We start from the raw sequence: 26,356 nt of genomic DNA, 5'->3' as shown, positions 1-26,356 counted from the left end.
AAGTTATATGATTTTCAATATAGAATGTTATATTATTTTAAATAAAGTTCAAAGTTAAATAAGGGAGATTTTATTAGATGATAATAGTGATTATTGATAAGACAAGCTAATTCATATAATAGTTACATTTAATTTCAAGTAAAAAACTACAGATTTCTATTAAATAATAAATTGAAAGAAAGCTTCTATATAAGTAATGAATTGCGTGTTGCTGTAAGAATATATTTATAATAAAGTAAATATTCGTCATAAAGATTAATTAGAACTCAGGTATGCGAAAGATTACACTTACTTAATAGATAAATCTAAAGAAATATTGAATTAAAGTTGTAATAGGTAAAATTTATTAGTATAATACTCATCTTGTCAACTAAATTCCTAAAAATAATATATAGTAGCTATAGATATCTAATTGATATCATGATATAATTATTTTAAAACAGAAAAGTCTAAAATAGACATGTAGTATATAAATTACTATATTCTTTAAAAGACATGATAGTACTATTATGGTATGAAACATGCATAGGAGTAAGTATGGGAAGAACAATAGCAGTAGCAAATCAAAAAGGCGGAGTGGGAAAAACAACAACAGCAATTAACTTGTCTGCTTGCCTAGCAGAGAAGGGTATGAAAGTGCTTACGATTGATATTGACCCACAAGGAAACACAACTAGTGGATTAGGTTTAAATAAGAGTGAACTAGAGGATACAGTGTATCAATTAGTTTTGGGCGAATGCTCTATTAGAGATTGTATGGTTAAAAGTGTCGTTGAAAATTTGTACGTACTTCCATCCAATGTTAATTTAGCAGGAGCAGAAATAGAATTAATTGGTGTTGAAGACAGAGAATTTATACTGAAAAAAAGTGTTGAGCAAATTAAAGAGGAGTTTGACTTTATAATAATAGATTGCCCGCCATCATTAAATACATTAACAGTAAATGCAATGACAACTGCTGATTCTGTTCTAGTACCTATTCAATGTGAATTTTATGCATTAGAAGGGTTGTCTCAGCTAATACATACTATAAATCTTGTAAAACAACGTCTAAATCCTTCATTAGAAATAGAGGGTGTTGTTTTTACAATGTTTGATGCTAGAACAAATTTATCATTAGAAGTGGTTGAAAATGTTAGAGGTAATTTGGATCAAAAAATATACAATTCGATAATTCCAAGAAATGTACGACTAGCGGAATCTCCAAGTCATGGTTTACCGATTAATATGTATGACTCAAAATCTGCCGGCGCAGAAGCATATAGGGATTTAGCAGATGAGGTTATTAACTTAAATAAAAAAGGCACTAAGAAAGTTAGTAAAGAGAAGAAAGATACTAAAAGTGAAAGTACTAAAAAGCTTAACACAAAAAAAGAAACCATTAAAGAAAAGGCTGCAAAGATGAGTCTATTTAAACGAAAAAATAAATAATGAAAACTACGTTACGTTTAGATTTGCAACCTGAGAGAGAATAGAAGTATTCATTCTCAGAATAACTGGAGGACTAATTATGGCTATAAAGAAAGGTCTTGGAAAAGGATTGGATTCTTTAATTACCGATAAATTTGATAATCAAAGAGAAACAGTAAATAAGAGTAGTGAAGAAAATGTTTCACGTGAAACATTAATTAATATAAATAAGATAGAGCCAAACAAGTCTCAACCAAGAAAAGCATTTGAAGAGGATGCGTTGCAAGAATTAGCAGACTCTATCAAACAACATGGAATTATACAACCTTTAATTGTTCAGAAAAAAGGGAAATTGTATGAAATTATTGCTGGAGAACGAAGATGGAGAGCAGCTAGATTAGCTGGTCTTAAAGAAGTTCCAGTTTTGGTTAAGGATTACTCAGATCAAGAAGTGTTTGAAATCGCTTTAATAGAAAATATTCAAAGAGAAGACTTAAATGCAATTGAAGAAGCTCTTGCTTACCAAAGATTAATTGAAGAGTATAAACTAAAGCAGGATGAAGTTGCAGAGAGAGTTGCTAAAAGTAGAGTAGCAGTAACAAATTCTATGAGACTATTAAAGTTGGACAAGCGTGTTCAGCAAATGCTGATTGATGATATGATTTCTGGAGGACATGCAAGGGCTTTACTATCAATTAAAGATAATGATGAACAATATAATATTGCTAACTTAGTCTTTGATCAAAAATTAAGTGTAAGAGAAACAGAGAAATTAGTAAAAAAAATAACAGATCCTAAACCGGAGAAAGTAGTTGCAGCTACTACGGAGGATAGTTTTGTTTATCGTGAATTAGAAGAAAAAATGAAATTAATCTTTGGAAGTAAAGTAGAAATCAATCGCAAAAGTAATAACAAGGGTAAAATTGAAATTGAATATTATTCAAATGAAGATCTTGAGCGAATTATAGATCTTATAAATACCATAGGTTAATAAAAAAGAGCGAGGAAAGGTCAGGATAAACGCCATGGAGTTGTTTAACAGTTTGGGCTTGGATGGAAGTTATTTTATCGTTGGATTATTATTTGCACAGCTTCTGCTATTTATTTTCTTAATAATAATATTAGTAAAACATATTAAGTTAAAGAAAAAGCTAAATGCATTTCTGAAAGGATCTGATGGTTCAACTTTAGAAAGTACAATTCTAAACCGTTTTAGTGAAATAGATAAATTAAAATCAGAAACGAAGGAAATTAATACTTCAATAGACAAGATTAAAGAAAATTTTTTAAGTACGTTTCAAAGAGTTTCAATTGTTAAATATGATGCATTTAAGGAGATGGGAGGAAAATTAAGTTTTTCTCTATGTCTTTTGGATGATAACTTAGATGGATTTATAATTACTTCTATGCATAGTAGTAGAGAAGGTTGTTATACCTATGTTAAAGAAATTATAAAGGGAGAATCTTTTGTTATATTATCAGAAGAAGAAAAGCAAGTGCTAAATGAAGCAAAAAATAAGAAAAACTATATGGTTTAAAAATATAAATATTCGTATTTGTGGGGATTAAGGGTACCAAATATAATAAAACTTTTATTGTATCTATATTTTAGTTCTAGTTTACAATTGTAAGTATGGAATATAGAGTACAGTAATTAGTGATATTGTTTTGAGTACCCTTAAATATAATATGGAATTTGTATAAATAAAATATTGAGGGGTCAATTCATAGCTTTTTAAAGCATTATAAGAAAATATGGGGCATTTTATAAATACTAGTTTAAATTTATAGAAAGGCGAAGACGATGAAGAGAGTAGGAATTGATCAAATTGTGGGAATTGAGAAAATAGTAAAGGATATTTGTTTAAGTAATGGTACAATCCTACTACCAGCTGGGGCAGTAATAAAAAAAGAGTACATAAGATATCTTCAAAATTTAAATATCCATGATGTTTATATTGAAGATCCAGTGGATGTTCAGATGGACAATGTGATTGAAGAAATCATTCAAGAAGAATGCAAAGAAATCGTCAAAACTACAATTGAAAAATATTCATATTGTGGAAATGTTGAATTACAAGACATAACAGAAGCAGCTGACAATATATTAAATGAAATGATTCGAAAACCAGAAGTAATGTATAATATCTCTCAGGTTAGAGAAAAAAGTGAAAGTACATATGCCCATAGTATTAATGTTGCCGCACTTTCTGTTTTTATTGGTTTACGTATGAAACTAAAGGAAGAACGTATAAAAGATATAGCAATTGGCGCACTTCTTCACGATTTAGGGATACTATATCTTCCGTTTGATTATAGAAATATAAATTATAATTCATGCGATGAATCTTTAAAGAAAGAAATAAAGAAGCATGTTATTACCGGATATTCATCTGTTGATAAGGAAAAATGGTTATCAAGTATATCAAAAGAGATTATTCTTTCACATCATGAACGTGAAGATGGAACCGGGTACCCAATGCGCCTAACAAAAGAAAAAATTCCATTTGAAACAAAGCTTGTATCATTATGCGATGAATTTGACAGTTTGGTTTATGGCTATTTTACAAATAAACTAAAAGTGCATGATGCAATTGATTATATAATAAGTCAAGCTGGGGTAAAATTTGATCATAAGATAGTGAGAAAATTTGTTGAATCTGTAGCGGCGTATCCAGTAGGAACCTATGTTATTACAAATGAAAATGAAATAGGGGTTGTACTTAGACAAAATAAGAAATTACCTACAAGGCCTGTCATTCGTATGATTGAGGATGCAAATGGTGAATATTATACTACGATAGTAGAAAAGGATTTAACAAAAGAATTGACGCTATTTATACGAGATACATTAAATGAGTAAACATTCTATGTAGCAATTATAGAATAAATATATTTTAAACTCTTCATCACAGTTGAGCGTATAGTTAACTCTTTTTCTTGTATTGATTATATACATAAAATGTGTTATAAATAATAGATGATAATTATATTTTTAGAAATAAGACAGAAAGTAATCAGGTGATTAGATGCATAGTTTTTTAAAAGCCATTGGCTTTAGTCAATTGAAGAGTAGAAAAGAAGTAGAAGCCTTAGTTCAAATGGTTATTAATCAGGCATCCGAACGTCACATGATACGTTTAGGTAATTCTTCTTCCGTTGCTGAATTATCAATGGAATTCGGCGAGGGATTAGGTATTACAGTTCGAGGTGAATATGATGAGAATGAAGTGTTTCACATGGAACATTATTTTCCCTATTTTTCAGGACGCAATGTAAGTACCAGAGAAGAAGTATATATAAGTAAAAGGGTTGATACCGATGCATACACTGGTATGTGCGATGACTATCGTTTAGGTGTTTCTCTCATATTTTATTTGCAAAATTCAATTGATTATTTGAATTTTAAACAAAAAAAAGGACCTTTAGTGCATTCCGTTACATTGTCTGCATTAGCTCTTGATGGTAAAATATTATTACCAGTTGAAAAGGATGAAAAGCAGATCAAAATCTCAAATGCAGATATACATCATAGAAATCAATTAATTGCGGAAGCAAAAAAGGGAAATCAGGAAGCGATTGATAGTTTAACGGTAGACGATATCGACCTTTATGCTATGGTATCAAAACGAATCAAGTATGAAGATATTTATTCTATTGTTGATACATCTTTTATACCTTACGGATCTGAGTCGGATAATTATACGATTCTAGGAACGATTCTAGATCATAACTTAGTTACAAACACAAAATCAGGTGAAGAAGTTTATATCCTACAGGTTGATTGCAATCATTTAGTTTTTGAGGTTTGTATTAATAAAAAAGATTTACTCGGGGAACCTCTTGTAGGTAGAAGATTCCGAGGAATTGTATGGATGCAAGGTAATGTGGATTTTTTTGCATAAGCAAACTAAGGCATAACTTGACTTTATTTTAATTTGTTTATATAATAATAAGCGTATCGTATGGATACGCTTTATTATTTATATGACAATTCTATAGGTGATAAGTTTGATTTAGAAAACTTTTCATAGATGTCCTCATAGCTCAGCTGGATAGAGCGATCGCCTCCTAAGCGATAGGCCGGACGTTCAAATCGTCTTGGGGACGTTGGAAGCATTGAAAATTTTGATTTTCAATGCTTCTTTTTTACTTTTTAAATAAGACTCTAGAAAATATGATGTTGCCTTAGAGATTTAGTATAAGGTAAAAAAATTGTATGTAATGCTTAGGGATTGCAGTAGTTAACCATTTCATATAAAGCACCAAATTTAGAAAAATTGTGTAAGTATGTCATTTATGATATAATGAAAGCGGAATGAGGTATCTGTAAATTCGTTGCATATGCCGATTGAAGTAACAAGATCATGAAGGGGATTGATTCATGATATAATGAAATCGTTATGAGGTGGTTGCAAATTCACCGTCAGAAGCGATTGGAACAACAATATCATATACGAATTAGTTCGGTCTATATTAAATTATAATTCATGTAAATAGTGATGATGGGCAAAATCATAGAAAAGGGGCAGGCATGAAAGAGAAAAGAAATTCTAAAATAATTCCAACATTATGTTTCATTGCTTCTATTTATTTCGCAGCCTTTGTTTTAATTGAATTTCATGCGGATTATCTGGCTGTGGGGGGGGGCAGGAATCGTAATGTTGATTGCTGCCTACTTCTTAATGAATAAGATTGAATCAGATATTTATAATAAACATCTGCTGGAAAAAGAAGAAGATGATTTACGATTGCAAGAAGTCCTAAAAAAAATAGATGAAACAAGTAATAGAATAGAGACTGTACAAAAAGCAATATATGTTGTTACTAAAAAAGGTACGGAGAATATAGAACATAGATTGGATGACATTAAAAGCACTGAAATTTGAGACATTGGTAATAGATAGGTTCTAATTAAAAGAATGGAATGAATAGGATATTCAGTTAATTAAATAATTGTATAAAAAACGAGGCAACTTAGAAGTTGACCTCGTTTTCTACTAATAGTCCTATTAATATTACATATAGCAAAGCCATATTCAACTTAGTAAATATAGCGAGCTGACGTTTCGTTTAATAAACAATAAAATATAAAATAGTAGACTTTTTATTGTATTTACTACGTAAGATAAAAGTACTCCTTTTATCATTGTAGTATCACGTAAGGTGGAAGTAACTATCTTATCATTGCATTTAGAAAGTAAAAGGATAGTAAATTATTGATCCTTACTAAATAATGGTCTAAAAATCTAAGTGGTCGTCTCTGGTTAAATGTCTTAATGAGTCCATGCGTTTTTTACGATTTGCAAGATATGTTCGTCTACGTTTTCTATGAGGAAACTCAACAAAGAGAATATACCAACCAATAACAAGGACAATTCCACCTGCAACAATACCTAAGAGAATAGGCTTTGTTTTAGATGATTTAGTCTTTGCAGTTTCATTTTTATTGTTGGAAGTATTAATTACTTCTTTTGAATCACTAGTCGTATTTTCATTGGTTTCTCTAGCAGCAATAACCACTTCTGGAGATACTAAGTAACTAGGCCATTTTTCTTCGATTATTTCTTTGGTGATTGGATAATCGCTATTATAATATAGTATATCAGCAAAACCAACGTATTTACCTGCATAGGTATAAGAGATTTTTCCAATTACATTGTCACCATGGGATAATTCATCAATTGGAGTTAATGTAATTGATTTTTCAGCATCTTTTATATTTGCTGTATTTGGTAAGACGATATTACTGTCATCACCGATACGTATTAAATCTTCGTCATCTTTCTTAAAAAAAGGTAATGATGAAAATAGGTCTGGAAAGCTAGTATCGCTTGAAATCTCAGTTTGTTCAATATTATAAAGGGAATAGTTATCAAAGGCAAAATCTAATATTTTAGCGGTATCTTCATAAGCATGAAGAGAAGTGTCTACGTGAAGAACAACAGCAATTAAAGTTAAACCATTGCGCTCAGCATACGTTACTAAAGTAGTTTTAGCTTCTGTTGTACCTCCTGTTTTTCCACCTATAGTACCATCATAATTTAGAGTCTTTCTGATAAAACGATGGTGATTGGCAAGAGGTCTAGCAACGTTTTTATTTGTTGCCGGTATTGTATGAGTTCTTGATGATGTTATTTTACGAAAGTCGGCATTTTTAATAGCTGCTTGTGCAATTAAGGCCATATCATAAGCACAAGTATAATGATTGTCATCATGAAGGCCATGAGGATTCACAAAGTTAGTATTTTTACATCCAAGTTCTTTTGCTCGATCATTCATCATTTTTGCAAAATCAGTAATTGGTCCATTCGCAACATGTTCACCAACGGCATAAGAAACTTCATTTGCGGATTCTAACATAACGGCATAAAGGGCATCTTCTAAAGAGAGTTGCTCTCCTTCAACTAGTCCAATACGTGAGCTGTTAAAATCAACATCCCACTCTGCTTCATGTGACATGGTCACAGTTTCGTTTAATTTATTATTCTCAAGTGCAAGTAAGGTTGTCATGATTTTTGTAATACTTGCGGGATAATGAGCGTCGTAAATATCCTTTTCATATAAAATTAAACCAGTACTTGCCTCCATTACAATCGCGGCATCTGCATATACCGATGGACCTTTTGGCCAGGTAAAATCGGAAGAGTTTGTACTTGCTTTATCTTGATTCTCGTTTGTCTGTACTGTACTAGCACTGACAGGAACTGAATTATATATAAAAACTGTTGTAAGTAAACAGCAAAATACTCTAAAGAATTTATTTCGTTTAAAAAATTTCATTATTTGTCCTCCAAGACATAAAGCTAAAAAATTAATATTTTATAGCGTTTGTTTGCAAAAAATTAACATATAAGATAATATTTGTGGATTAATTTATAGAATCTTATATGCTATGTGAATAAAAGGTCATAATTTATATTCTTACCAAATATATTATAGATTATTTTGGTATTTGGGGCAAGATGTAAATGCCTAGAAAACCTTAATTATTTATTTCGATAATATAATAAAATATTAAAAAATCACCTACAAGATTAAATTTTTATAATCTCTTGTAGATGATTTTAAAAACAAGCTATTTTTGACCGTAATAAGCATTTTTACCATGTTTTCTTAGGAAATGTTTATCGAGTAATTCTGGTTGCATGTTAGAAAGAGAATTATTTCTTAATATTAAAGAGTGATAAGCCATAAAAGCTACTTCTTCTAGTACAACTGCATTGTGAACTGCATTTTTAGCATCCGTACCCCAAGCAAATGGGCCATGGCTATAGACAAGAGCAGCAGGAATTTGGTCCGGGTTAAGATTCTCGTTTAAAAAGTGTTCAATGATTACAGTACCAGTTTCTTTTTCATATGAATTAGAAATTTCTTCAGTTGTCATTTTACGTGTGCAGGGAATTTCACCATAGAAATAATCGGCATGTGTTGTACCTAAAGGAGGTATACCCATACCAGCTTGAGCAAAGGTCGTAGCCCATCGTGAGTGTGTATGTACAATTCCGCCGATGTTTGGAAATGCTTTGTATAATTCGATATGTGTTGGAGTGTCTGAAGATGGATTTAGATTTCCCTCTACTAGATTTCCATTAAGGTCAACAACAACCATATCTTCCGGAGTCATTATTTCATAATCTACACCAGATGGCTTGATAACAATAAGTCCTAAATCTCTATGGATTGCAGAAACATTTCCCCAAGTAAAGGTTACTAATCCGTGTTTTGGAAGAAGCATGTTGGCTTCATAAACAGTTTGCTTTAATTGTTCTAACATAACAAATTCCTTTCTTATAGAAGAGTTTAGTGGTGCTTGTAGGAGGTTTTTGTTTATATATCATATTAAAAATATATGATTACCTCCTGATGTGCTTTAAATGGAATAAATACAAAACATAAATTATATCATTGAATAGTTCTATAAGTAATAAATATTAAGTTAATTTTATCATATTTCGCTTTAAATGTTAAGGTAAGTTTTGTTTATTTCAGTAAGAAATAGACTATTTCAAATATTAATGATATATAAGTAAATTATCGTATAAATTTTTCCATAAAATGATTTGTATATTCTTCCAAAATATTCAAGATTTAGTTGACGAAATGATAATTTTATCGTATAATCACTTTGTCAGATAAAAGCGTTAAAGCAATATAGCAACAAAGTAATGTAAGAATATGTGCACGGCAATTATTGAGGTAAAAGGGGCAGGAATATGAAGAAAATGAAGAAAGTTCTCGTACTTAGTTTAAGTCTCGCTTTAACTATGGGTATGTTTACAGGTTGTGGTACAAAGGATGACGCCAAAACCAGTTTTGGAAAAGATGGTGTAATCAATATTGGTGTATCCCAATTAGTTACACATGATGCACTAGATGCTTCATACAAAGGATTTGTTGATGGATTAAGTGAAGCTGGATACGTAGATGGCGATAATATTAAAATTGATTACCAAAATGCAAGTGGAGATCAATCCAATTGTACTACAATCGCACAAAAGCTAGTAACTGATAATAATGATCTTATTTTAGCAATTGCGACTAATGCAGCACAGGCGTGTGCCAATGCAACTACCGAAATACCAATCTTAATAACTGCTGTTACAGATCCAGCGGCTACAGGGTTAGTAGAAACCAATGAAGCACCTGGAGGGAATGTATCAGGAACGTCTGATTTAACGCCAGTAGAAGAGCAGATGAAGCTATTAAAAAGAATTTTACCAGAAGCTAAGAAAGTTGCAATTTTATATTGTTCAAGTGAAGTAAACTCTCAAATCCAAGCAGATATGGCTGAAGAAGAAGCAAAAAATCTTGGATTAGAGGTTGTACATGCAACAGTATCTGCTTCAAGTGAAATTCAACAAGTTGTAGAATCATTAATTAATAAAGTGGATGCTATTTATGCACCAACGGATAATATGATTGCTAGTGGTATGGCTACAGTTGCAATGATAGCAAATGAAAACAATTTGCCAGTCATTGTTGGTGAGGAAGGTATGTTATCCGAAGGTGGCTTAGCTACTTATGGTATTAATTATTATGAACTTGGTAAGCAAACTGCTGCTCAAGCAGTGAAGCTATTTAAAGGGGAAGCTAAGATTGATAGCATGCCAATTGAGTACATAAATTCAGAAAAGGTTACACTTAAAATTAACGAAGATGTTGCAAATCAATTAGGTATTGTCATTCCAGATGAAGTATTAGCGGAAGCAAATCAATAAATTATTACAAAATCTAAATTCATTTAATAGGCTTGCTTTTTAGGAATTATCTCTTAAAAGGCAAGCCAAAATGTCTTTATTTTAAACTTTGGAGGAAAAAATGAGTTTACTGTTAGCATATTTAGGAGCAATTGGGCAGGGATTGATATGGGGTATTATGGCCCTCGGAATATATATCACATTTCGTATTTTAGATTTTGCAGATATGACCTGTGATGGAAGTTTTACCTTAGGTGGATGTATTAGTATAGTTCTTACGGTAGAACTTGGTATGAATCCATTTTTAAGCCTGATATTTGCTGTTGCAGGAGGTGTGGCAGCAGGTGCAATTACTGGTATATTACATACAAAATTAAAGATTCCGGCAATATTATCGGGAATACTCACAATGATTTCGTTATATTCTATTAACTTACGAGTGATGAGTGGCAAAGCGAATTTATCACTTGCTAGAGAAGAAAGTATCTTTATGAAAATTAAAAATATTATTCCTGAATTCGTAAAAGGGAATATGAGAGAGAATTTCTTTAATTCTATTGTCTTAATAGGAAGTGGGTTATTAATTTCAATCTTATTAATTCTATTATTATATTGGTTTTTTGGGACTGAAATTGGTTCGGCCCTTCGAGCTACGGGAAATAATGAAGATATGATTAGAGCGCTTGGCCAAAATACTGATCGTATTAAAATCCTCGGCCTTGTACTTGGTAATGCGCTTGTTGCACTTTCTGGAGCCTTGCTTGCACAAAGTGATAAAACAGCAGACGTTGGAAAAGGGCAAGGAGCAATTGTTATAGGTTTGGCATCCATTGTCATTGGGGAAGTCATAATAGGAAAAAAACTATCATTCCTTTTTAAACTAGCAGGAGTTATCTTAGGATCGGTTATTTATCGAATTATTATAGCATCTGTTCTTCAGCTAGGTTTAAATACAAATGACTTAAAGCTATTAACAGCTGTTATGGTTGCAATTGCACTATCAATTCCTAGACTCAAAGCTACAAATTTTCGTAAAAGTGCCAGAAGGATTTAGTTTAATAGTTTGCTCTAATAACATAAAAAGATTCATTAAACAAAAGACTTTAAGGCATTAGAATAGGAATGATTAATGCAGAAAGAGGTAAGGATGCTTAAAATTGAAAATTTATATAAAACATTTAATACAGGGACTATTAATGAAAAACAAGTACTCAAAGGTGTTAACTTGCATTTACACCCTGGTGATTTTGTAACTGTAATTGGTGGAAATGGTGCAGGTAAATCTACGATTTTAAATATGATTGCAGGTGTGTATCTTAGCGATAAAGGAAGTATTATTTTAGATGGAGAAGATATTACAATGCAGCCAGAGCATGTGCGTGCTAAGTTACTTGGCAGAGTATTTCAAGATCCAATGAAGGGAACTGCAGCAAATATGGAGATCCAAGAAAATCTTGCTCTTGCATATCGTAGAGGGAAAAAAAGAGGACTTCGTTGGGGAATTACTCAAAAAGAAAAAGAACAGTACGTAGAAGATCTAAAAACGCTAGACTTAGGTTTGGAAACTCGAATGAGTTCTAAGGTTGGGTTGCTTTCAGGGGGACAAAGGCAGGCATTAACACTTTTAATGGCTACCTTACAAAAGCCAAAACTGTTATTGTTGGATGAACATACGGCTGCGTTAGATCCTAAGACTGCAAAGAAAGTTTTAGACTTAACGGAACACATCGTAACAAATAATCAATTAACAGCATTGATGGTAACTCATAATATGAAGGATGCTATAAATATAGGTAATCGATTAATCATGATGCATGATGGAAATATCATATACGATGTAAAAGGGGAAGAAAAGAAAAACTTAAAAGTAGCTGACCTTATGCAAAAGTTTGAAAAGGCAAGTGGAAGCGAGTTTGCAAACGATCGAATGATGTTAGGTTAGGTATAGGGGTGTTATAAAGTAGAATTGAAATTTTTCTATTTTATAGCATCCTTATTTACTTATAAGATCAGTAAGGAAAGGCATAATTATAGATTTTAAGAATACTATAAATGAGAAAAATCTTTATCTTAATGCTATACATAATTGGTAAAAAGTAGTATAATTTTATTATAAAAGTAAGATAATTTTTAAATAATGACTAAATTATCTTATTATCAAATGGCTGTTTTAATTGTATATCAAACTAGTATGTGCTAGATGAGAGGAGCGGATCGTATGAACTTAGGAGTCTTAATTTCAAAAGGTAAGAATGCAAGCGTTTATCGAGACGGTAATGATGCAATTAAGTTATTTAACAAAGAAGTTGCGAAGACAGATGTATTAAACGAAGCATTAAACACAACACGAGTGGAAGAAACGGGATTGGCAATACCTAGTATTCGTGAGGTTGGCGTTGTAGAAGGTCAATGGGCAATCACTATGAATTATATTGAAGGTAAAACTTTGGCCCAAATAATGAAGGAAGATCCAAGCAATTTAAAGAAGTATATGGAACATATGGTTGATTTACAACTAGAAATTCACTCAAAAAGAGCACCTTTACTTAACAAGTTAAAGGATAAGTTAGTACGCCAGATTAATAGCCTTGATATGATTGATAACATTAAGAAATATGATTTATTAACACGTTTAGATGGTATGCCTAAGCATGTTAAAGTTTGCCATGGTGATTTTAATCCTCACAATATTATAGTTTCAAATGATAAGATGTATGTACTTGACTGGGTGCATGCAACCCAGGGAAATGCAAGTGCAGATGCAGCAAGAACATATTTATTGTTTGCACTTGAAGATCAAGCTACAGCAGATCTTTATATGGATACATTTTGTAAGAAGAGCAATACGGAAAAACGTTATGTACAGACATGGCTTCCAATTGTTGCTGCGGCTCAATTAACCAAGAATAAAGAAGAAGAAAAAGAGTTATTAATGAAGTGGCTAGATGTTTTTGAATATGAATAAAGAGGTATTCGTATAAAAGTTTTAATAGAAATAAAAAAGGCACTATAATACATATTCGGGATGCAAATATTATTGATTGTATCCCAAATATTTATCATAAAACCAGAAAAGAACCTGTTTTACAGATTTCATAATGAAACTATAAAACAGGTTCCTTTTTATATTTACGAGAAGGTATTAGGGAAAATTATTTACCGTAGTATACTTTTAAATATATTTCTTTAATTTCTTTCATTAAAGGATATCTTGGGTTAGCACCAGTACATTGATCATCAAATGCCTGTTCAACCATTTCATCAAGTGTTTCTAAGAATTGTTTTTCATCAACACCATAATCCTTAATTGTCTTTTTAATTCCTACACGTTCTTTCAATTCATCAATAGCAATTAGTAAGTTATTGAATTTTTCTTCATCATTCTTACCTTGAATGCCTAAGAAACTAGCACACTCAGCGTATCTTTCAAGTGCATGTGGATACTGATATTGAGAGAAAGTACCCATCTTTGTAGGAACGTTAGTTGCATTAAATTTCATTACTTCATTAATTAAAAGGGCATTAGCAACACCATGTGGTAAGTGGTGGAACGCACCTAATTTATGAGCCATTGAGTGGCAGATACCTAAGAATGCGTTAGCAAATGCCATACCAGCAAGTGTAGAAGCATCGGCCATCTTCTCTCTTGCAATAGGGTCTTCAGCACCTAATTCATAAGCTCTTGGAAGATATGCAAAGATATTCTTCATCGCTTTTAAGGCAAGGCCATCCGTATAATCTGTTGCCATAATAGAAGCATAAGCCTCAAGAGCATGTGTAAGAGCATCGATACCAGAAGCAGAGGTTAAGCCCTTAGGTTGATTTAACATTAAATCAGCATCTACAATTGCCATCTTAGGAAGTAATTCATAGTCTGCAAGAGGATATTTAACGCCTGTTCTCTCATCTGTGATAACTGCGAAAGGTGTTACTTCAGAACCAGTACCAGAGGAGGTTGGGATGGCTATAAAGTAAGCTTTTTCACCCATTTTAGGGAAGCTATATACACGCTTTCTAATATCCATAAAACGCATTGCTAAGTCTAGGAAATCTACTTCTGGATGTTCATACATTACCCACATAATTTTACCTGCATCCATAGCAGAACCACCACCAAGAGCAATAATGCAATCTGGCTGGAATAATCTCATAGCTTCTGCGCCTTCAGTAGCACATGCTAGAGATGGGTCTGGAGCAACATTATAAAATGTAGTATGAGTGATTCCCATCTCATCTAATTTATCTGTAACACATTTTGTGTAACCGTTTTTATATAAGAATTCATCTGTTACAATAAATACTTTTTTCTTACCCATTACGTTCTTTAATTCATCAAGAGCGACTGGAAGGCAGCCCTTCTTAAAGTAAACCTTTTCTGGTGCTCTAAACCAAAGCATATTTTCTCTCCTCTCAGCAACTGTCTTAATGTTGATTAAGTGTTTTACACCAACATTTTCGGAAACAGAGTTACCACCCCATGAGCCACAACCAAGTGTTAAGGAAGGAGCTAATTTAAAGTTATATAAATCGCCGATTCCACCATGAGAAGAAGGAGTGTTTACAAGGATTCTACATGTTTTCATTGCATTAGAGAATTTATCAATCTTTTCTTTGCCTGTACCAACATTGATATAGATTGAAGATGTATGACCATAACCACCATCTGCTACTAATTTCTCAGCTTTTGTAACTGCATCATCAAAGGATTTTGATTTATACATTGCAAGAACTGGAGATAATTTTTCATGAGCAAGTTCTTCTTCTAATTCAACAGATTCAGCTTCACCGATTAATATCTTAGTAGTTTCAGGAACTGTAAATCCAGCTAAGTTTGCAATTGTGTGCGCGCTTTGGCCTACAATTTTTGCATTAAGTGCACCGTTGATAAGGATTGTTTTACGTAACTTATCGGTTTCTTCTTTATTACAAATGTGGCAACCGCGATCTTTAAATTCTTTCTTTGTTACCTCATAAATTTTATCACTAACAATAACTGCTTGCTCAGAAGCACAAATCATACCATTATCAAATGTTTTAGAATGAATAATAGAGTTAACGGCTAAGCGAACATCACAAGATTCATCCATAATAACTGGTGTATTACCTGCACCAACGCCAAGTGCTGGTTTACCGGAGGAATAAGCTGCTTTTACCATACCAGGACCGCCGGTCGCTAGAATAATATCAGCGCTCTTCATAACTTCATTGGTTAATTCAAGAGATGGAACATCAATCCAAGCAATAATTCCTTTTGGTGCGCCTGCAGCTACAGCAGCATCTAAAACAACCTTTGCAGCAGCGATTGTGGAATTCTTTGCACGTGGATGAGGACTGATGATGATTGCATTTCTTGTTTTTAAGCTGATTAATGTCTTAAAAATAGCAGTAGAAGTTGGATTTGTTGTTGGAATTACAGCAGCAATAACACCAATTGGTTCTGCTATTTTCTTAATACCAAAACTAGAATCCTCTTCAATAACGCCACAAGTTTTTGTATCCTTATATGCGTTATAGATGTATTCTGCCGCATAGTGGTTTTTGATAACTTTATCTTCTACAATACCCATACCTGTTTCTTCAACAGCCATTTTTGCTAACGGAATTCTTTGTTTGTTTGCTGCCATTGCAGCTGCAAAAAATATTTTATCAACTTGCTCTTGCGTATAAGTAGCAAACTCTCTTTGTGCCTCTCTTAATTCTGCCAACTTTGTGATTAAAGTATCAATGCTATCTACAAGAGTTGTTTCATTTACCATTTCTTTCCTAGCCATTATATTATCCTCCTATAAATTTGGTCTCCATTACATATCGGTTACAATAGAAATTTGTCTGATTGTGCGGTTGCAATAGAAAAAGCAACAATTTCAGTTACTTGTAAGTAAATCAATTATTAATAAAGATGTTAAAAAATTAACAAACTTGATTACGCAATATCAATCATATTTGAACAAGGCCATTGTATAACAGTGTTAAAAAATTGTCAATGTTTATATCTCACAAATAAAATGTTAATAAAAACCGATTTATGGTAAAAATAAATAGAAGTAATAATAAAAATTAAAACAAAAAAGTAATGACAAAAGATAGCTTGAATAATCACTTAACTTTTACAAAATAGTTATTTAAAATCAAAGCTAAGTTGTTCATAAGATTCTTTTTGTTTTGAGGATACTTTCTCTTTCCAAAGAAGTCTTGGCGTGTGATTTATTATATTAAGTGCATCATTATAGTTTAAAATAAAAGCTTCTACCTCTGTTTGGCTTAATATAATAGGCATACGATGGTGAATTTCTTTCATAGAGTCATTTGCAGCAGTAGTTAAGATAACAAATCGTTCACCTTCATTAAACACTTGATAAAGGCCCCCCATGTAAAGAATCCTTTCCTCTGGATTTTTAAAATAGTACTTTTGCTTATCTCCATTGCGATTCCATTCAAAAAATCCACTGGAGGGTATTGCAACTCGCTTCGTTAGTAAAGGTTCTGAAAATAGTCGTTTTTCACTTGCAGATTCGCTTCTTGCATTAATAATGACTTCTTTACCTTTAAAACCAGGAAATCCCCAAGTCATTGCTTTTGGAACTAAAGAGTCTTTTTCGTTGGTGAGAATAGCTACAGTATTTGTAGGATAGATCTCGCCAGTTTTTAAGTTTTTTTCGTTTTGAAAACGTTCATCCAAACGTCTAACGATACGAAGAATCTCCTCATTATCTTCTTCCTCAATATAAAATCTACCGCACATATATATCTCCTTCTACCTTTTTGGGCTCATTTTTTTGCACATATCACTACTGAAATTATAGCACAATTTGGCTGAAAATTATTCTACTTTTCTTAATGCTACTTTTTTTATCTCTCCTTTAACTTATTTTTTTGGTCAAAGTTCGATATTTTATCTTTATAAAACTTAAAATATTACTGGTAAATTCTATAACTATAAGTAAGAAATTTGTGATTTTTTATTCTTGATAAACTTAAATTTTATCTTGATTTAATAAAAAGATTAATAAATGTTAAACTTAATTAAAGTAAAATTGGATAATAAATTTAATAGAAAAAAATGTAATACAAACCAGTAAATTAGCTTAATTAATAATAATCTTATATTTACAAAGAACATATGTTCTGATATAATAGACGTACATATGTTCGATTGAAAAGAGGTGTAATAGCATGCAGACGAATGTACCAGTGGATATGATATTTGTTTGTAATACGTTAGGAGAAGTAAAACCAATGCGATTCCGGTTAGAAAATGAGCTGCATGAAAGAGTAACTGTAGATATTAATGAAATACTATATAGAAAAGAGGCAAAGCCTTCAGGAGTCCGTATTTTAATATTCGTATGTCGTGTTTTTTTATATGAGGAGGAACATTTGATAGAACTACATTATAATATTGAATCACTTAAATGGACACTATATCGTATGGTAAGTTAGGCTATGAGTGAGTCCTTAATATTTCATATTGATGTTAATTCTGCTTTTTTAAGTTGGGAAGCGGCCTACCGTTTGCATATACTTGGTGAGAAGGTAGACTTAAGAGAGATACCTGCAGTTGTGGGAGGAGATAAGGAACAAAGGCATGGTATTGTTCTTGCGAAATCCATTTCAGCCAAGAAATACAATATTCATACTGGTGAGGCTTTGGTTAGTGCATTGAGAAAGTGTCCTGATTTAGTTGTAGTTCCACCAAATTATGAAATGTATGTAGGTGCTTCTAAGGCTTTTATTTCAATTTTATCTGAAATCTCACCTAAAGTTGAACAATACTCCATTGATGAGGCTTTTATTGATATGTCTGGCACGAATCTATTATATGGATCTCCAATTATTCTTGCCAATAATTTAAGAGAGCGCATCAAGCAAGAGTTAAATTTCACGGTGAATATTGGTGTTTCCTCCAATAAGTTATTAGCTAAGATGGCGGGAGATTTAAAAAAGCCAGACTTGGTGCATACAATGTACCCAGACGAGATTGAGAAAAAGATGTGGCCTTTACCAGTGGCTGATTTATTTTATATCGGAAGGGCAACTGAGAGAAAGCTATATTCCTTAGGAATACGAACGATTGGTGAGCTTGCAAAAACCGATGTTTCAATTTTGCGAGATCATCTTGGGAAACATGGAGAAGTCTTGTATCAATATTCTCATGGAGTTGATAGTTCACCATTTTTATCACAACCAATTGCCAATAAAGGATACGGAAATTCTGTAACAACTCCTTGCGATGTTGTTTCAAGGGAACATGCCAAGATGGTTATCTTATCTTTATGCGAGACAGTTGGAATGCGTTTAAGGAAGGATGGAGTAAAGGGAAGTTGTATCTCAGTTTCTATGAAAGACTATACATTTTTTTATAAGTCACATCAAGGTAATTTATATTCTCCAACCAACACAACACTAGAGATTTATCATTTTGCATGCAAATTGTTTGATGAACTTTGGGATGGTGTTACACCTCTTAGACAATTGGGTGTTCATGTAGGGAAAATTACAGGGGAAGCCTATAGGCAGTATAATATATTTGATAAGACACGCTATGAAAAATTAGAAAAACTTGATAGTGCAATTGATGAAATCCGCACTAGATTTGGTGAAGATTCGATTATGAGAGCAAGTTTTATTAATTCACCTGGGTATCATATGGCTGGTGGGATATCGAAGGATAAACGAGGTGGAATAACTAAGCCTATATAAGTGTAATTTGACGCCAAGTTATATTAGATTAAAAGGACTAAAACATATTAACATTAGCTTAATGCAATTTGTTATAGTCCTTTATTTAATTTAAATTTATCAGAGCTTAACTAAATAAAAGTAAAAAAGATTAATTTTATAAATAGAAAGAGGAGATAATACATTTTTGAGACGTAAGATAGGAGGCAGTTTCCAGCGCCAACTCAAATAATGCTTGGTTATCTGCTTTATTTAATACCATTTCATAGCGGCAGGTCACGTTTTTTCTTTGCCCGTGTTCGCTTTCGAGAACTTTTGCAACATCACTAGGGAGTAGGATGTCTTCTTGCTTCTTTTCTAGTATACGTGCAAGAATTTCTGGTCGGTGGGATATTTCATTCATTGGCTTAGCTAAGCAGTCAAGCCCAGCAACGCCAACAACTAATGTTGTAAAAGTAGGAATCGCAGGTTCATGGATTGCAGGAGCCTTAATTGGTAAGTGTTTTGAACCATCGGCTTCTATAAGTAGAACGTCACATATACTTGGTAGCTGGTTTAAAAAAGATTCGCTTACGCTTTTTAACTTTTGATTGTCGCAAGGAAGACCTACAGTTACAACATAATTTTCATCTAATTCTTTTTTTATTTTATCTAAATCTTCAATAAGAACTACGTTATGCTCAGGAGCATAGATATGGGTAGTTGTAGTGATGATAGTTCTCTTTTTTAATGCTTTAAGTTCTTGTGATAATTTCTTAATAATACTACTTTTACCGCCACCCCCGACAAAAGATATGGTTTCATTACTTGTGAAACTAAGGGATAGAGCGTCGATAAAGGTAGATCTTTCTTGATAGGAATTTTTATAAAATTGATATATATGCATAAAAGCCTCTTTCTGGTTTATATGAGTAATTCATACATACCATCGATATTAATTTGCTGAGTCTGGATAATTTTATCTATAATAGGGCGGTTGGCAGGTTCTGTACACCATGAGAGCCCACATCCAGCAGAGATTTCTCTAGGGATTGGAATAAGTCTACCAGGGATTTGATTTTGTTTGCAATATGTTTCAAAACCCATAGCAGCAGTTGTAGACTTAAATGTGATTATTAATTTTAATTCTTTTGTTCTCATAAAAAACTCCTTATTGCTATAAGTTAATATTTTAGCTTAATTCTTATTAATGAATGAACTAATTGTACTAACTATATTAATATAATATAAAGATAAATACTATTTAAAAATATTATATTTTAAAATTTAATTTAGAATTAGAATCAAACATGAACATAAACTAAATTAAACTTAAAATTAATTATTGCGACTTAGTGATAGTGTAAAATATTTTGTGTAAATAAAAATAGAGAAGTTCCATCTGACATGGTAAAATGTTTAACGACGAAGAAAAACATAACCAAGAAAGAAGGACTTCCCTATGACTAATAATAACAAAAATCAAAAAGAAAATCTAGACTTAAACTCTTTTTTTGAAGAGTATATTCTTGGTCTATTAAAACAAACCATGGAAACCTTGATGAAGGAAGAACTCACTAACATTCTCCAGTACAGTAAATATAGCTACGAAGGACATGGTACTGGCAATTCACGCAACGGATACTATACCCGTAATTATGAAACCAAATACGGTCTGATTGAGAATCTTAAAATTCCTCGTGACCGTAATAATGAGTTTGAACAACAACTCATTCCACCATATGCAAGAAGAGATGATTGGCTAGAAACCATGATCATCCGCATGTATGCAAGTGGAGTATCTACACGTGAAATTGCTAACATCATTGAAAAACTTTATGGAAATTCTTATAGTGCGGCTACAGTAAGTAATATCACTGATGTTGCTCTTGAAGAAATTGAACAGTGGCATAAGCGTCCTCTAAAGAAGAGGTACAGTGTCATTTATATTGATGCTTTACATCTTAAATTAAGAAGAGATACAGTATCAAGTGACGCCGTTTACTTCATTTTAGGTGTCGATGAAGATGGATACCGTGAAGTATTAGACTTCTTTATCGGTGTAAATGAAAGCGCTTATGTTTGGGAGGATAATCTTCGCCAGATAAAAGAACGAGGCGTAGATGAAGTTCTCCTCTTCGTCATGGACGGTCTCTCTGGACTTGACGATGCTGTTCATAGAGTATATCCAAAAGCGGATATTCAACGATGTATTGTCCATAAAGTTCGTAATGCAATTCGTAGTGTTCGTAAGAAAGATATCAACGATTTTACAGCTGATTTAAAAGTTGTATACGAATCTCCAAACCTAGAGCAGTGTAGAGCAGCTTTAGACGAATTTGCTGTTAAATGGAGTAAATCTTATAAACGTGTAGTGGAATCCTGGTTAAATGACGAGGACTTATTCACATACTATAAATACCCTGTTTCTATGCGAAAATCCATCTATACAACGAATTGGATCGAGCGCTTTAATAAAGAAGTACGTCGTCTTGTAAAAACTAAGGATGCACTACCCACAGAAGACGCATGTAGTAAACTCGTTTATTATAAAGTGATTTCTTATAATGAATCATGGTCTACAAGAAAGCTTAGAGGCTTTGCTTGTTCATCAGATAAACTTCAGGATATGTTTACCGAAAGGTACGCATAAACTATTTACACAAAATTATTGACACTACCGACTTAGTGGCATTTTATATTAAAAAAATGCTATAAATGAAAAGTGATTGTATAAATATACACGATATCCAAAATTTTAAATTATAATATCATAAAACTTTTTATGAATATTTATTCGTAGTTGAATGCAAGTATCTAGAAATATCTATAAATCCCTAATATATCTCAAATCTATAAAGATGGATAACTTGAAATATCTATAAATCTCTTCCATATCTCTAATATATAAAGATAGATACCTAAAAATATATAAATTTATTTCTAGATATCTATCTCCATCTATTCTATATTGGATAATTCCTCTATTGCACGTATTGCAATGTTAATTTCATCTTCGGTATTAAGGTGAGAAAAGCTAAAACGAACGGCACCTTGCTCTACGGTATGAAGTGCTTTATGCATCAACGGAGCACAGTGGCCTCCAGATCTTGTACATATATTATAATCATAAGCTAATTTGTCAGATATAAATCCAGAATCAAGATCCCCAATATTTAAAGATACAATAGCTGCTCTTATTGGAGTTCCAAATTCTCCGTAAATTTTCACATTTTTAAGGTCTTTAATGGCATTGTAGAATTTCCACATCAAAGAAAGTTCTTTTTTTTGAATCGTATTAAGGCCTATTTTATTGATATATTCAATTCCAGCCACTAAACCAGCAATTCCATGAGTATTTATCGTGCCTGCTTCTAGGGATTCTGGTAACTGCGTTGGTTGTCCTTTTAAATAGGTAGAAACACCGCTTCCACCATATTTTAAGGGAGTTATATTTATTCCTTTTTTTAGTAAAAATCCACCGGTTCCTTGTGGGCCTAATAGGCCTTTGTGTCCAGTGAAACAAAGAATATCAACTCCTTGGTTCTTCATGGAAATAGGAAAAACACCTGCTGTTTGGGCGGTATCGAGAATGCATAATATACCATGCTTTTTGCATAGAGTAGTTATTCTTTCTAAATCAATTACATTACCTGTTAAGTTGGATGCATGATTACAAATAATTGCTTTTGTATTGGATTGAATGAGATTCTTAAGTGCATCGTAATGAGGAACCCCATATTCATTACATTCTAATATAGAAAGTTCTACGCCTTGTTGTTCCATAAAATAAAGGGGGCGGAGCACAGAATTATGTTCAAGTGCAGTGGTTATAACATGGTCTCCTTTTTTGAATAGCCCCTGAATTACGGTATTTAGGCTTTCTGTAATATTAGAAGTAAAGATGGTCTGCTCTGGTCCATCTCCATCAAAAAAATCTGATATTAAAGTTCTAGCATGAAACAATAACCGGGATGCATTCAGAGTAGATTCATGCACGCCCCGGTTACTATTTCCTAGTTCTTTTATTGCTTTATAAACAGCGTCTGCTACGCAGTCTGGTTTTAAAAGACTGGTAGCAGCATTATCAAAGTAAATCATAAACATTACCTCTTATTATTACTATGGTTATGAATAAGTAAATGAGAACAAATTATTTTTTGCTTAAATAGAATATAGCTTCTAATACACTGCCTGCAATGCATCTAGCCTTATCAGAAATGGTAAAACAGTTGTCCTTTTCTGAATATCTTGGATCAATGTCTGCAATTTTAAAGCCTTTCGTTACGGTGTATCCATCACGAATAAGTCCTCTAAGAACACCAGAAATGCTTGCAAGAACTGGAGTGTCTTCGATATGTGTAAGGACTTCTCCCTGTTCTACTAAATCACCAATGTGATGTATGTTTTTTATTGTTCCAGCAGCAGGAGAGTAAATAACTCGCTCTTTTGTAAAGCCACCGATATTTCCAGGCACCCCAGTATTCTCCATGGCAGAGCCTTCATATATTATTCGTCCAAGGTTATGCCCTCTCATAGTTTCAATTACAGCATCTACGTCTTTACCAGCGGTAAAGCCAGGTCCAAGACCAATTGTGATATTTGCCATGTCACGATTGGTTCCAACATTTCTTTTCGCTAATATTGCATCTACTAAAACTTTGGGTTTTACCTGTGCTACAATATCGGCTGCTTCATCGATCATAACGGGTATAACGTTTTCTTTAAAGCAAGTCATTGCTTCGTCTATAGTCTTAACATATTTTGCGCGAACTTGTTCAATTGTAATTTCACCGTCGTAAATAGCTTCTGAAAAAGAAACTTTTCTACGGATGGAAGATGGTTTCTTGGTTTCTAGTACTAAAACAGAAAATCCACAATTATGTAAACGATGGATAGTACCAGTTGCAATATCACCACCACCACGAACAATAATTATATTATTTTTAATGATATCCATTCGATCCTCCATGCTACCAATAGGTAGTTTTATTCTTAAGTGAATGCACAATGTGCTATTTAGTTGAATGTTTGTTTATAGATGAAATGCTTTTGTAAACATAGGAAATCCTTTTGTAAACATAGGAACTTCTTTTATAACCATAGGAACTCCTTTATGGAGTAATTACTGTGGTTGCGTTCATCATTTTTTCAACAATCTCGTACATATTGGTCACTCCACCAACTTGTAAAGAGTCTGATAATTGATAGTGATTTAAGCATGCACCACAACTAAGAATTTCAACTCCTGCAGTTGCTAAATCAATCAAATCATTTAAACTATCGGAGTCCTTCGTTGTTAAATGCACTCCTCCATTGTAAAAAAGAATTGTTTCAGGATAGGAATCTGCTTTTGTTAAGGCATAGATGTAATTTTTCATTAAAACAGTACCAAGTGCATCATCGCCTCTTCCAAGCACATTTGAATTTATAACAACAATAGTTCCTTTTTTAATAACTGCATCTTCTATTTCATTCTCTGTTTGTACTAGTTGAGCTGGGTCAGAGGTTGAAGATAGGGAGATATGAATCTTAAAGGTATGCTCTGGTGTTTCTTCGTAGGACATTTGAAAGTTGTTTTTTTCAACGTATTTTGTAATATTTTGAACCACCAGCATATTATCAACTAAAACTTCTATTACATCATTGCTATTGCTATTTTTAACTGCATTTTTTGTCATAATGACTGGTTCTGGGCATAATTTACCACGTGCATCTACGAGTGTTTTCATTTTTCCTCCATTCATCAAGTCTTTGCCAAGTATGTATCAGCATAAAACTTTGCATAAAAATAATTAATTACTTCTATATAAAATTAATATCAACTTACTATAAAATTACTATCTATATCAACCTACTATAACATTACTATTATATAAGCTTACTATAAAATTACTATCTATATAATTTTAAAGCGAATCGTAAGAAATTGCTATATCATAAATAATCCAACCAATTAATTTCCAACGTATTAGCTTTTTTATTAAATAACTTCTATTTCAATTTCTTTCTTTTCTGTAATTTCACCAACGATACCACAAGGCATGTCTAATTTTTGTAAAGCTTTAAGTGCAGACTGGGCATCTTCTTTTTTTACGCTAAATAATAATCCGCCTGAGGTTTGGGCATCAAATAAGACTTCTTCAATGCCAAAATTATTAATACTAAAATTCACATATGGACTTAAGAAATTACGATTTCGCTGACCTGCAGCAGAAATTAAAAAATCTTCTGCATATGAAATAGATTCTTCAATAATTGGTAAACTATTAGAATAAATTGTCGCAGAAAACGTTTTATTTAACATTTCATGCAAATGTCCAAGAAATCCAAAACCAGTAATATCGGTGCATGCATGGACTTCAAATTCTCTCATAATTTCAGCAGCATATTTATTTAATGTTGTCATTGAGTGGATTGCTTTATCCATTGCGCTTTTTGATGCTTCACCAACACGATTAGCAGTAGTAATTAATCCAACACCTAAGGGTTTAGTAAGGATAAGAGCATCCCCTATTTGCGGTGAATTATTTTTTAAAATTTTATCGGGATGAAGAATTCCAGTAACAGACAAACCATATTTCACACTATTATCTGCAATGGAATGTCCACCAGATAAAACACCATTTGCTTCTGCAACTTTGTCTGCACCACCAGTTAAAATTTGTCCAAGTATATTAAGATCAAGTGTTTCTGGATAACATACTATATTAAGGGCAGTTTTTACTTCACCACCCATGGCATAAATATCACTTAATGCATTGGCTGCCGCGATTTGCCCGAAAGTATAGGGATCTTCAACCATTGGAGGGAAAAAATCGAGTGTTTGAACGATTGCTAACTCATCTGTTAGTTTATAGATAGAGGCATCATCATTGCTATCATATCCAACAAGTAAATTCTCATCATAAGTTTTCGGTATTTTATCGAGAATCTTACTTAAAACAGCTGGTCCTAATTTGGCGGTGCAACCACCATTGTTACAAAATAAAATTTGCTTTTCCATAGATAACCTCTTTTCTTTGAAAAAATGGGTTGTTTCAAAATAGTAAATAAGCCTTAAATCAAGCAACTATTTCGCAACAACC

At 32.5% G+C, this 26,356-nt stretch carries 23 protein-coding genes, 1 tRNA gene and 1 pseudogene; 15 read left to right on the top strand and 10 right to left on the bottom strand.

Features of this window, described 5'->3' with window-relative positions:
- Window positions 1-537: 537 nt before the first annotated feature.
- From BN4220_RS03730 to BN4220_RS03700, 8 genes and pseudogenes are all read left to right on the top strand, one after another.
- A pseudogene (locus tag BN4220_RS03730) lies at window positions 538-1,302 on the top strand (AAA family ATPase); the annotation flags it as partial.
- A gap of 208 nt (window positions 1,303-1,510) precedes the next feature.
- Window positions 1,511-2,401, top strand: coding sequence for a ParB/RepB/Spo0J family partition protein (locus BN4220_RS03725; RefSeq protein ID WP_066713790.1), 891 nt, complete (start codon window positions 1,511-1,513; stop codon window positions 2,399-2,401).
- Window positions 2,402-2,435: 34 nt separating this feature from the next.
- Window positions 2,436-2,948, top strand: coding sequence for a DUF4446 family protein (locus BN4220_RS03720; protein WP_066713787.1), 513 nt, complete (start codon window positions 2,436-2,438; stop codon window positions 2,946-2,948).
- A 266-nt stretch (window positions 2,949-3,214) separates the two neighbouring features.
- Window positions 3,215-4,273 (top strand): HD-GYP domain-containing protein, encoded by a 1,059-nt coding sequence (locus BN4220_RS03715; RefSeq protein WP_066713784.1) that lies wholly within the window; start codon window positions 3,215-3,217, stop codon window positions 4,271-4,273.
- A gap of 166 nt (window positions 4,274-4,439) precedes the next feature.
- The gene (locus tag BN4220_RS03710; protein ID WP_066713781.1) at window positions 4,440-5,315 is read left to right on the top strand and encodes a DUF3881 family protein; all 876 of its coding nucleotides are present in this window, start codon (window positions 4,440-4,442) and stop codon (window positions 5,313-5,315) included.
- Window positions 5,316-5,446: 131 nt separating this feature from the next.
- Window positions 5,447-5,520: transfer RNA gene (locus tag BN4220_RS03705), tRNA-Arg, on the top strand.
- A 424-nt stretch (window positions 5,521-5,944) separates the two neighbouring features.
- Window positions 5,945-6,103 (top strand): hypothetical protein, encoded by a 159-nt coding sequence (locus BN4220_RS20210; RefSeq protein ID WP_197467884.1) that lies wholly within the window; start codon window positions 5,945-5,947, stop codon window positions 6,101-6,103.
- Window positions 6,072-6,299, top strand: a complete 228-nt coding sequence (locus BN4220_RS03700) for a hypothetical protein (RefSeq protein WP_148401682.1) — start codon at window positions 6,072-6,074, stop codon at window positions 6,297-6,299. Before BN4220_RS20210 ends, BN4220_RS03700 begins: the two co-directional genes overlap by 32 nt.
- Before the next feature lie 352 nt (window positions 6,300-6,651).
- Here the strand turns inward: BN4220_RS03700 and BN4220_RS03695 are convergent, their stop codons facing one another.
- On the bottom strand, window positions 6,652-8,193 hold the full coding sequence (locus BN4220_RS03695) for a D-alanyl-D-alanine carboxypeptidase family protein (RefSeq protein ID WP_066713775.1): 1,542 nt from the start codon (window positions 8,191-8,193) through the stop codon (window positions 6,652-6,654).
- 295 nt (window positions 8,194-8,488) lie between these two features.
- A complete protein-coding gene (gene araD / locus BN4220_RS03690; RefSeq protein WP_066713772.1) occupies window positions 8,489-9,187 on the bottom strand; it encodes an L-ribulose-5-phosphate 4-epimerase in 699 nt (232 codons plus the stop codon).
- A gap of 439 nt (window positions 9,188-9,626) precedes the next feature.
- Between araD and BN4220_RS03685 the strand changes: the two genes are divergently transcribed.
- The 4 genes from BN4220_RS03685 to BN4220_RS03670 all read left to right on the top strand — a co-directional run bounded on the left by BN4220_RS03685 (window position 9,627) and on the right by BN4220_RS03670 (window position 13,575).
- The gene (locus BN4220_RS03685) at window positions 9,627-10,631 is read left to right on the top strand and encodes an ABC transporter substrate-binding protein (protein WP_066713769.1); all 1,005 of its coding nucleotides are present in this window, start codon (window positions 9,627-9,629) and stop codon (window positions 10,629-10,631) included.
- 100 nt (window positions 10,632-10,731) lie between these two features.
- Window positions 10,732-11,664, top strand: coding sequence for an ABC transporter permease (locus BN4220_RS03680; RefSeq protein ID WP_066713767.1), 933 nt, complete (start codon window positions 10,732-10,734; stop codon window positions 11,662-11,664).
- A gap of 93 nt (window positions 11,665-11,757) precedes the next feature.
- Window positions 11,758-12,552 carry an ABC transporter ATP-binding protein gene (locus tag BN4220_RS03675; RefSeq protein ID WP_066713764.1) on the top strand — a complete coding sequence of 265 codons (795 nt, stop codon included), beginning with the start codon at window positions 11,758-11,760 and terminating at the stop codon, window positions 12,550-12,552.
- A gap of 276 nt (window positions 12,553-12,828) precedes the next feature.
- Window positions 12,829-13,575, top strand: coding sequence for a phosphotransferase (locus BN4220_RS03670; RefSeq protein WP_066713762.1), 747 nt, complete (start codon window positions 12,829-12,831; stop codon window positions 13,573-13,575).
- A gap of 187 nt (window positions 13,576-13,762) precedes the next feature.
- On the opposite strand, the gene adhE is transcribed toward BN4220_RS03670, so the two are convergent.
- Together adhE and BN4220_RS03660 are read right to left on the bottom strand one after the other, a co-directional pair.
- The gene (adhE, locus tag BN4220_RS03665; protein ID WP_066713757.1) at window positions 13,763-16,381 is read right to left on the bottom strand and encodes a bifunctional acetaldehyde-CoA/alcohol dehydrogenase; all 2,619 of its coding nucleotides are present in this window, start codon (window positions 16,379-16,381) and stop codon (window positions 13,763-13,765) included.
- A gap of 347 nt (window positions 16,382-16,728) precedes the next feature.
- Window positions 16,729-17,352: an SOS response-associated peptidase gene (locus BN4220_RS03660; RefSeq protein WP_066713754.1), complete on the bottom strand. Its 624-nt coding sequence runs from the start codon at window positions 17,350-17,352 to the stop codon at window positions 16,729-16,731.
- Between the two features lie 431 nt (window positions 17,353-17,783).
- Here BN4220_RS03660 and BN4220_RS03655 point away from each other — a divergent pair, with 431 nt between their 5' ends.
- Both BN4220_RS03655 and BN4220_RS03650 read left to right on the top strand, forming a co-directional pair.
- Window positions 17,784-18,050 carry a hypothetical protein gene (locus BN4220_RS03655; protein WP_066713752.1) on the top strand — a complete coding sequence of 89 codons (267 nt, stop codon included), beginning with the start codon at window positions 17,784-17,786 and terminating at the stop codon, window positions 18,048-18,050.
- A 3-nt stretch (window positions 18,051-18,053) separates the two neighbouring features.
- On the top strand, window positions 18,054-19,310 hold the full coding sequence (locus BN4220_RS03650; RefSeq protein ID WP_066713750.1) for a Y-family DNA polymerase: 1,257 nt from the start codon (window positions 18,054-18,056) through the stop codon (window positions 19,308-19,310).
- Between the two features lie 136 nt (window positions 19,311-19,446).
- Here BN4220_RS03650 and yqeC read toward each other — a convergent pair whose 3' ends face one another.
- Both yqeC and BN4220_RS03640 read right to left on the bottom strand, forming a co-directional pair.
- Window positions 19,447-20,175 (bottom strand): selenium cofactor biosynthesis protein YqeC, encoded by a 729-nt coding sequence (gene yqeC, locus BN4220_RS03645; protein ID WP_066713747.1) that lies wholly within the window; start codon window positions 20,173-20,175, stop codon window positions 19,447-19,449.
- 17 nt (window positions 20,176-20,192) lie between these two features.
- Window positions 20,193-20,429, bottom strand: a complete 237-nt coding sequence (locus BN4220_RS03640) for a DUF3343 domain-containing protein (RefSeq protein WP_066713745.1) — start codon at window positions 20,427-20,429, stop codon at window positions 20,193-20,195.
- Between the two features lie 301 nt (window positions 20,430-20,730).
- Between BN4220_RS03640 and BN4220_RS03635 the strand changes: the two genes are divergently transcribed.
- On the top strand, window positions 20,731-21,921 hold the full coding sequence (locus BN4220_RS03635) for an IS256 family transposase (protein WP_066713149.1): 1,191 nt from the start codon (window positions 20,731-20,733) through the stop codon (window positions 21,919-21,921).
- 308 nt (window positions 21,922-22,229) lie between these two features.
- Here the strand turns inward: BN4220_RS03635 and BN4220_RS03630 are convergent, their stop codons facing one another.
- The 4 genes from BN4220_RS03630 to selD form a co-directional block, all read right to left on the bottom strand.
- On the bottom strand, window positions 22,230-23,369 hold the full coding sequence (locus BN4220_RS03630) for an aminotransferase class V-fold PLP-dependent enzyme (protein WP_066713740.1): 1,140 nt from the start codon (window positions 23,367-23,369) through the stop codon (window positions 22,230-22,232).
- A 52-nt stretch (window positions 23,370-23,421) separates the two neighbouring features.
- Complete coding sequence (yqeB, locus tag BN4220_RS03625; RefSeq protein WP_066713737.1) at window positions 23,422-24,228, bottom strand: selenium-dependent molybdenum cofactor biosynthesis protein YqeB; 807 nt, start codon at window positions 24,226-24,228, stop codon at window positions 23,422-23,424.
- 154 nt (window positions 24,229-24,382) lie between these two features.
- Window positions 24,383-25,000: a sulfurtransferase-like selenium metabolism protein YedF gene (yedF, locus tag BN4220_RS03620; RefSeq protein WP_066713734.1), complete on the bottom strand. Its 618-nt coding sequence runs from the start codon at window positions 24,998-25,000 to the stop codon at window positions 24,383-24,385.
- A 251-nt stretch (window positions 25,001-25,251) separates the two neighbouring features.
- Complete coding sequence (gene selD / locus BN4220_RS03615; protein ID WP_066713725.1) at window positions 25,252-26,274, bottom strand: selenide, water dikinase SelD; 1,023 nt, start codon at window positions 26,272-26,274, stop codon at window positions 25,252-25,254.
- Window positions 26,275-26,356: the final 82 nt, after the last annotated feature.

The sequence above is a fragment of the Clostridium sp. Marseille-P299 genome (genome assembly GCF_900078195.1).
Classification (GTDB): Bacteria; Bacillota; Clostridia; order Lachnospirales; family Lachnospiraceae; genus Lachnoclostridium.
This window is presented reverse-complemented; position numbering and strand designations above follow the sequence as displayed.

Excerpts from the sequence above, each read along its gene's own strand:
- BN4220_RS03710 (WP_066713781.1), top strand. The coding sequence starts at position 4,440 with ATGCATAGTTTTTTAAAAGCCATTGGCTTTAGTCAATTGAAGAGTAGA.
- BN4220_RS03695 (WP_066713775.1), bottom strand. The coding sequence starts at position 8,193 with ATGAAATTTTTTAAACGAAATAAATTCTTTAGAGTATTTTGCTGTTTA.
- yedF (WP_066713734.1), bottom strand. The coding sequence starts at position 25,000 with ATGAAAACACTCGTAGATGCACGTGGTAAATTATGCCCAGAACCAGTC.
- BN4220_RS03650 (WP_066713750.1), top strand. The coding sequence starts at position 18,054 with ATGAGTGAGTCCTTAATATTTCATATTGATGTTAATTCTGCTTTTTTA.
- BN4220_RS03640 (WP_066713745.1), bottom strand. The coding sequence starts at position 20,429 with ATGAGAACAAAAGAATTAAAATTAATAATCACATTTAAGTCTACAACT.
- BN4220_RS03725 (WP_066713790.1), top strand. The coding sequence starts at position 1,511 with ATGGCTATAAAGAAAGGTCTTGGAAAAGGATTGGATTCTTTAATTACC.
- yqeB (WP_066713737.1), bottom strand. The coding sequence starts at position 24,228 with ATGGATATCATTAAAAATAATATAATTATTGTTCGTGGTGGTGGTGAT.
- selD (WP_066713725.1), bottom strand. The coding sequence starts at position 26,274 with ATGGAAAAGCAAATTTTATTTTGTAACAATGGTGGTTGCACCGCCAAA.
- BN4220_RS03685 (WP_066713769.1), top strand. The coding sequence starts at position 9,627 with ATGAAGAAAATGAAGAAAGTTCTCGTACTTAGTTTAAGTCTCGCTTTA.
- BN4220_RS03660 (WP_066713754.1), bottom strand. The coding sequence starts at position 17,352 with ATGTGCGGTAGATTTTATATTGAGGAAGAAGATAATGAGGAGATTCTT.
- BN4220_RS03720 (WP_066713787.1), top strand. The coding sequence starts at position 2,436 with ATGGAGTTGTTTAACAGTTTGGGCTTGGATGGAAGTTATTTTATCGTT.
- BN4220_RS03670 (WP_066713762.1), top strand. The coding sequence starts at position 12,829 with ATGAACTTAGGAGTCTTAATTTCAAAAGGTAAGAATGCAAGCGTTTAT.
- araD (WP_066713772.1), bottom strand. The coding sequence starts at position 9,187 with ATGTTAGAACAATTAAAGCAAACTGTTTATGAAGCCAACATGCTTCTT.
- BN4220_RS03680 (WP_066713767.1), top strand. The coding sequence starts at position 10,732 with ATGAGTTTACTGTTAGCATATTTAGGAGCAATTGGGCAGGGATTGATA.
- BN4220_RS03700 (WP_148401682.1), top strand. The coding sequence starts at position 6,072 with ATGTTGATTGCTGCCTACTTCTTAATGAATAAGATTGAATCAGATATT.
- BN4220_RS03635 (WP_066713149.1), top strand. The coding sequence starts at position 20,731 with ATGACTAATAATAACAAAAATCAAAAAGAAAATCTAGACTTAAACTCT.
- BN4220_RS03675 (WP_066713764.1), top strand. The coding sequence starts at position 11,758 with ATGCTTAAAATTGAAAATTTATATAAAACATTTAATACAGGGACTATT.
- BN4220_RS03630 (WP_066713740.1), bottom strand. The coding sequence starts at position 23,369 with ATGATTTACTTTGATAATGCTGCTACCAGTCTTTTAAAACCAGACTGC.
- BN4220_RS03655 (WP_066713752.1), top strand. The coding sequence starts at position 17,784 with ATGCAGACGAATGTACCAGTGGATATGATATTTGTTTGTAATACGTTA.
- BN4220_RS20210 (WP_197467884.1), top strand. The coding sequence starts at position 5,945 with ATGAAAGAGAAAAGAAATTCTAAAATAATTCCAACATTATGTTTCATT.
- yqeC (WP_066713747.1), bottom strand. The coding sequence starts at position 20,175 with ATGCATATATATCAATTTTATAAAAATTCCTATCAAGAAAGATCTACC.
- adhE (WP_066713757.1), bottom strand. The coding sequence starts at position 16,381 with ATGGCTAGGAAAGAAATGGTAAATGAAACAACTCTTGTAGATAGCATT.
- BN4220_RS03715 (WP_066713784.1), top strand. The coding sequence starts at position 3,215 with ATGAAGAGAGTAGGAATTGATCAAATTGTGGGAATTGAGAAAATAGTA.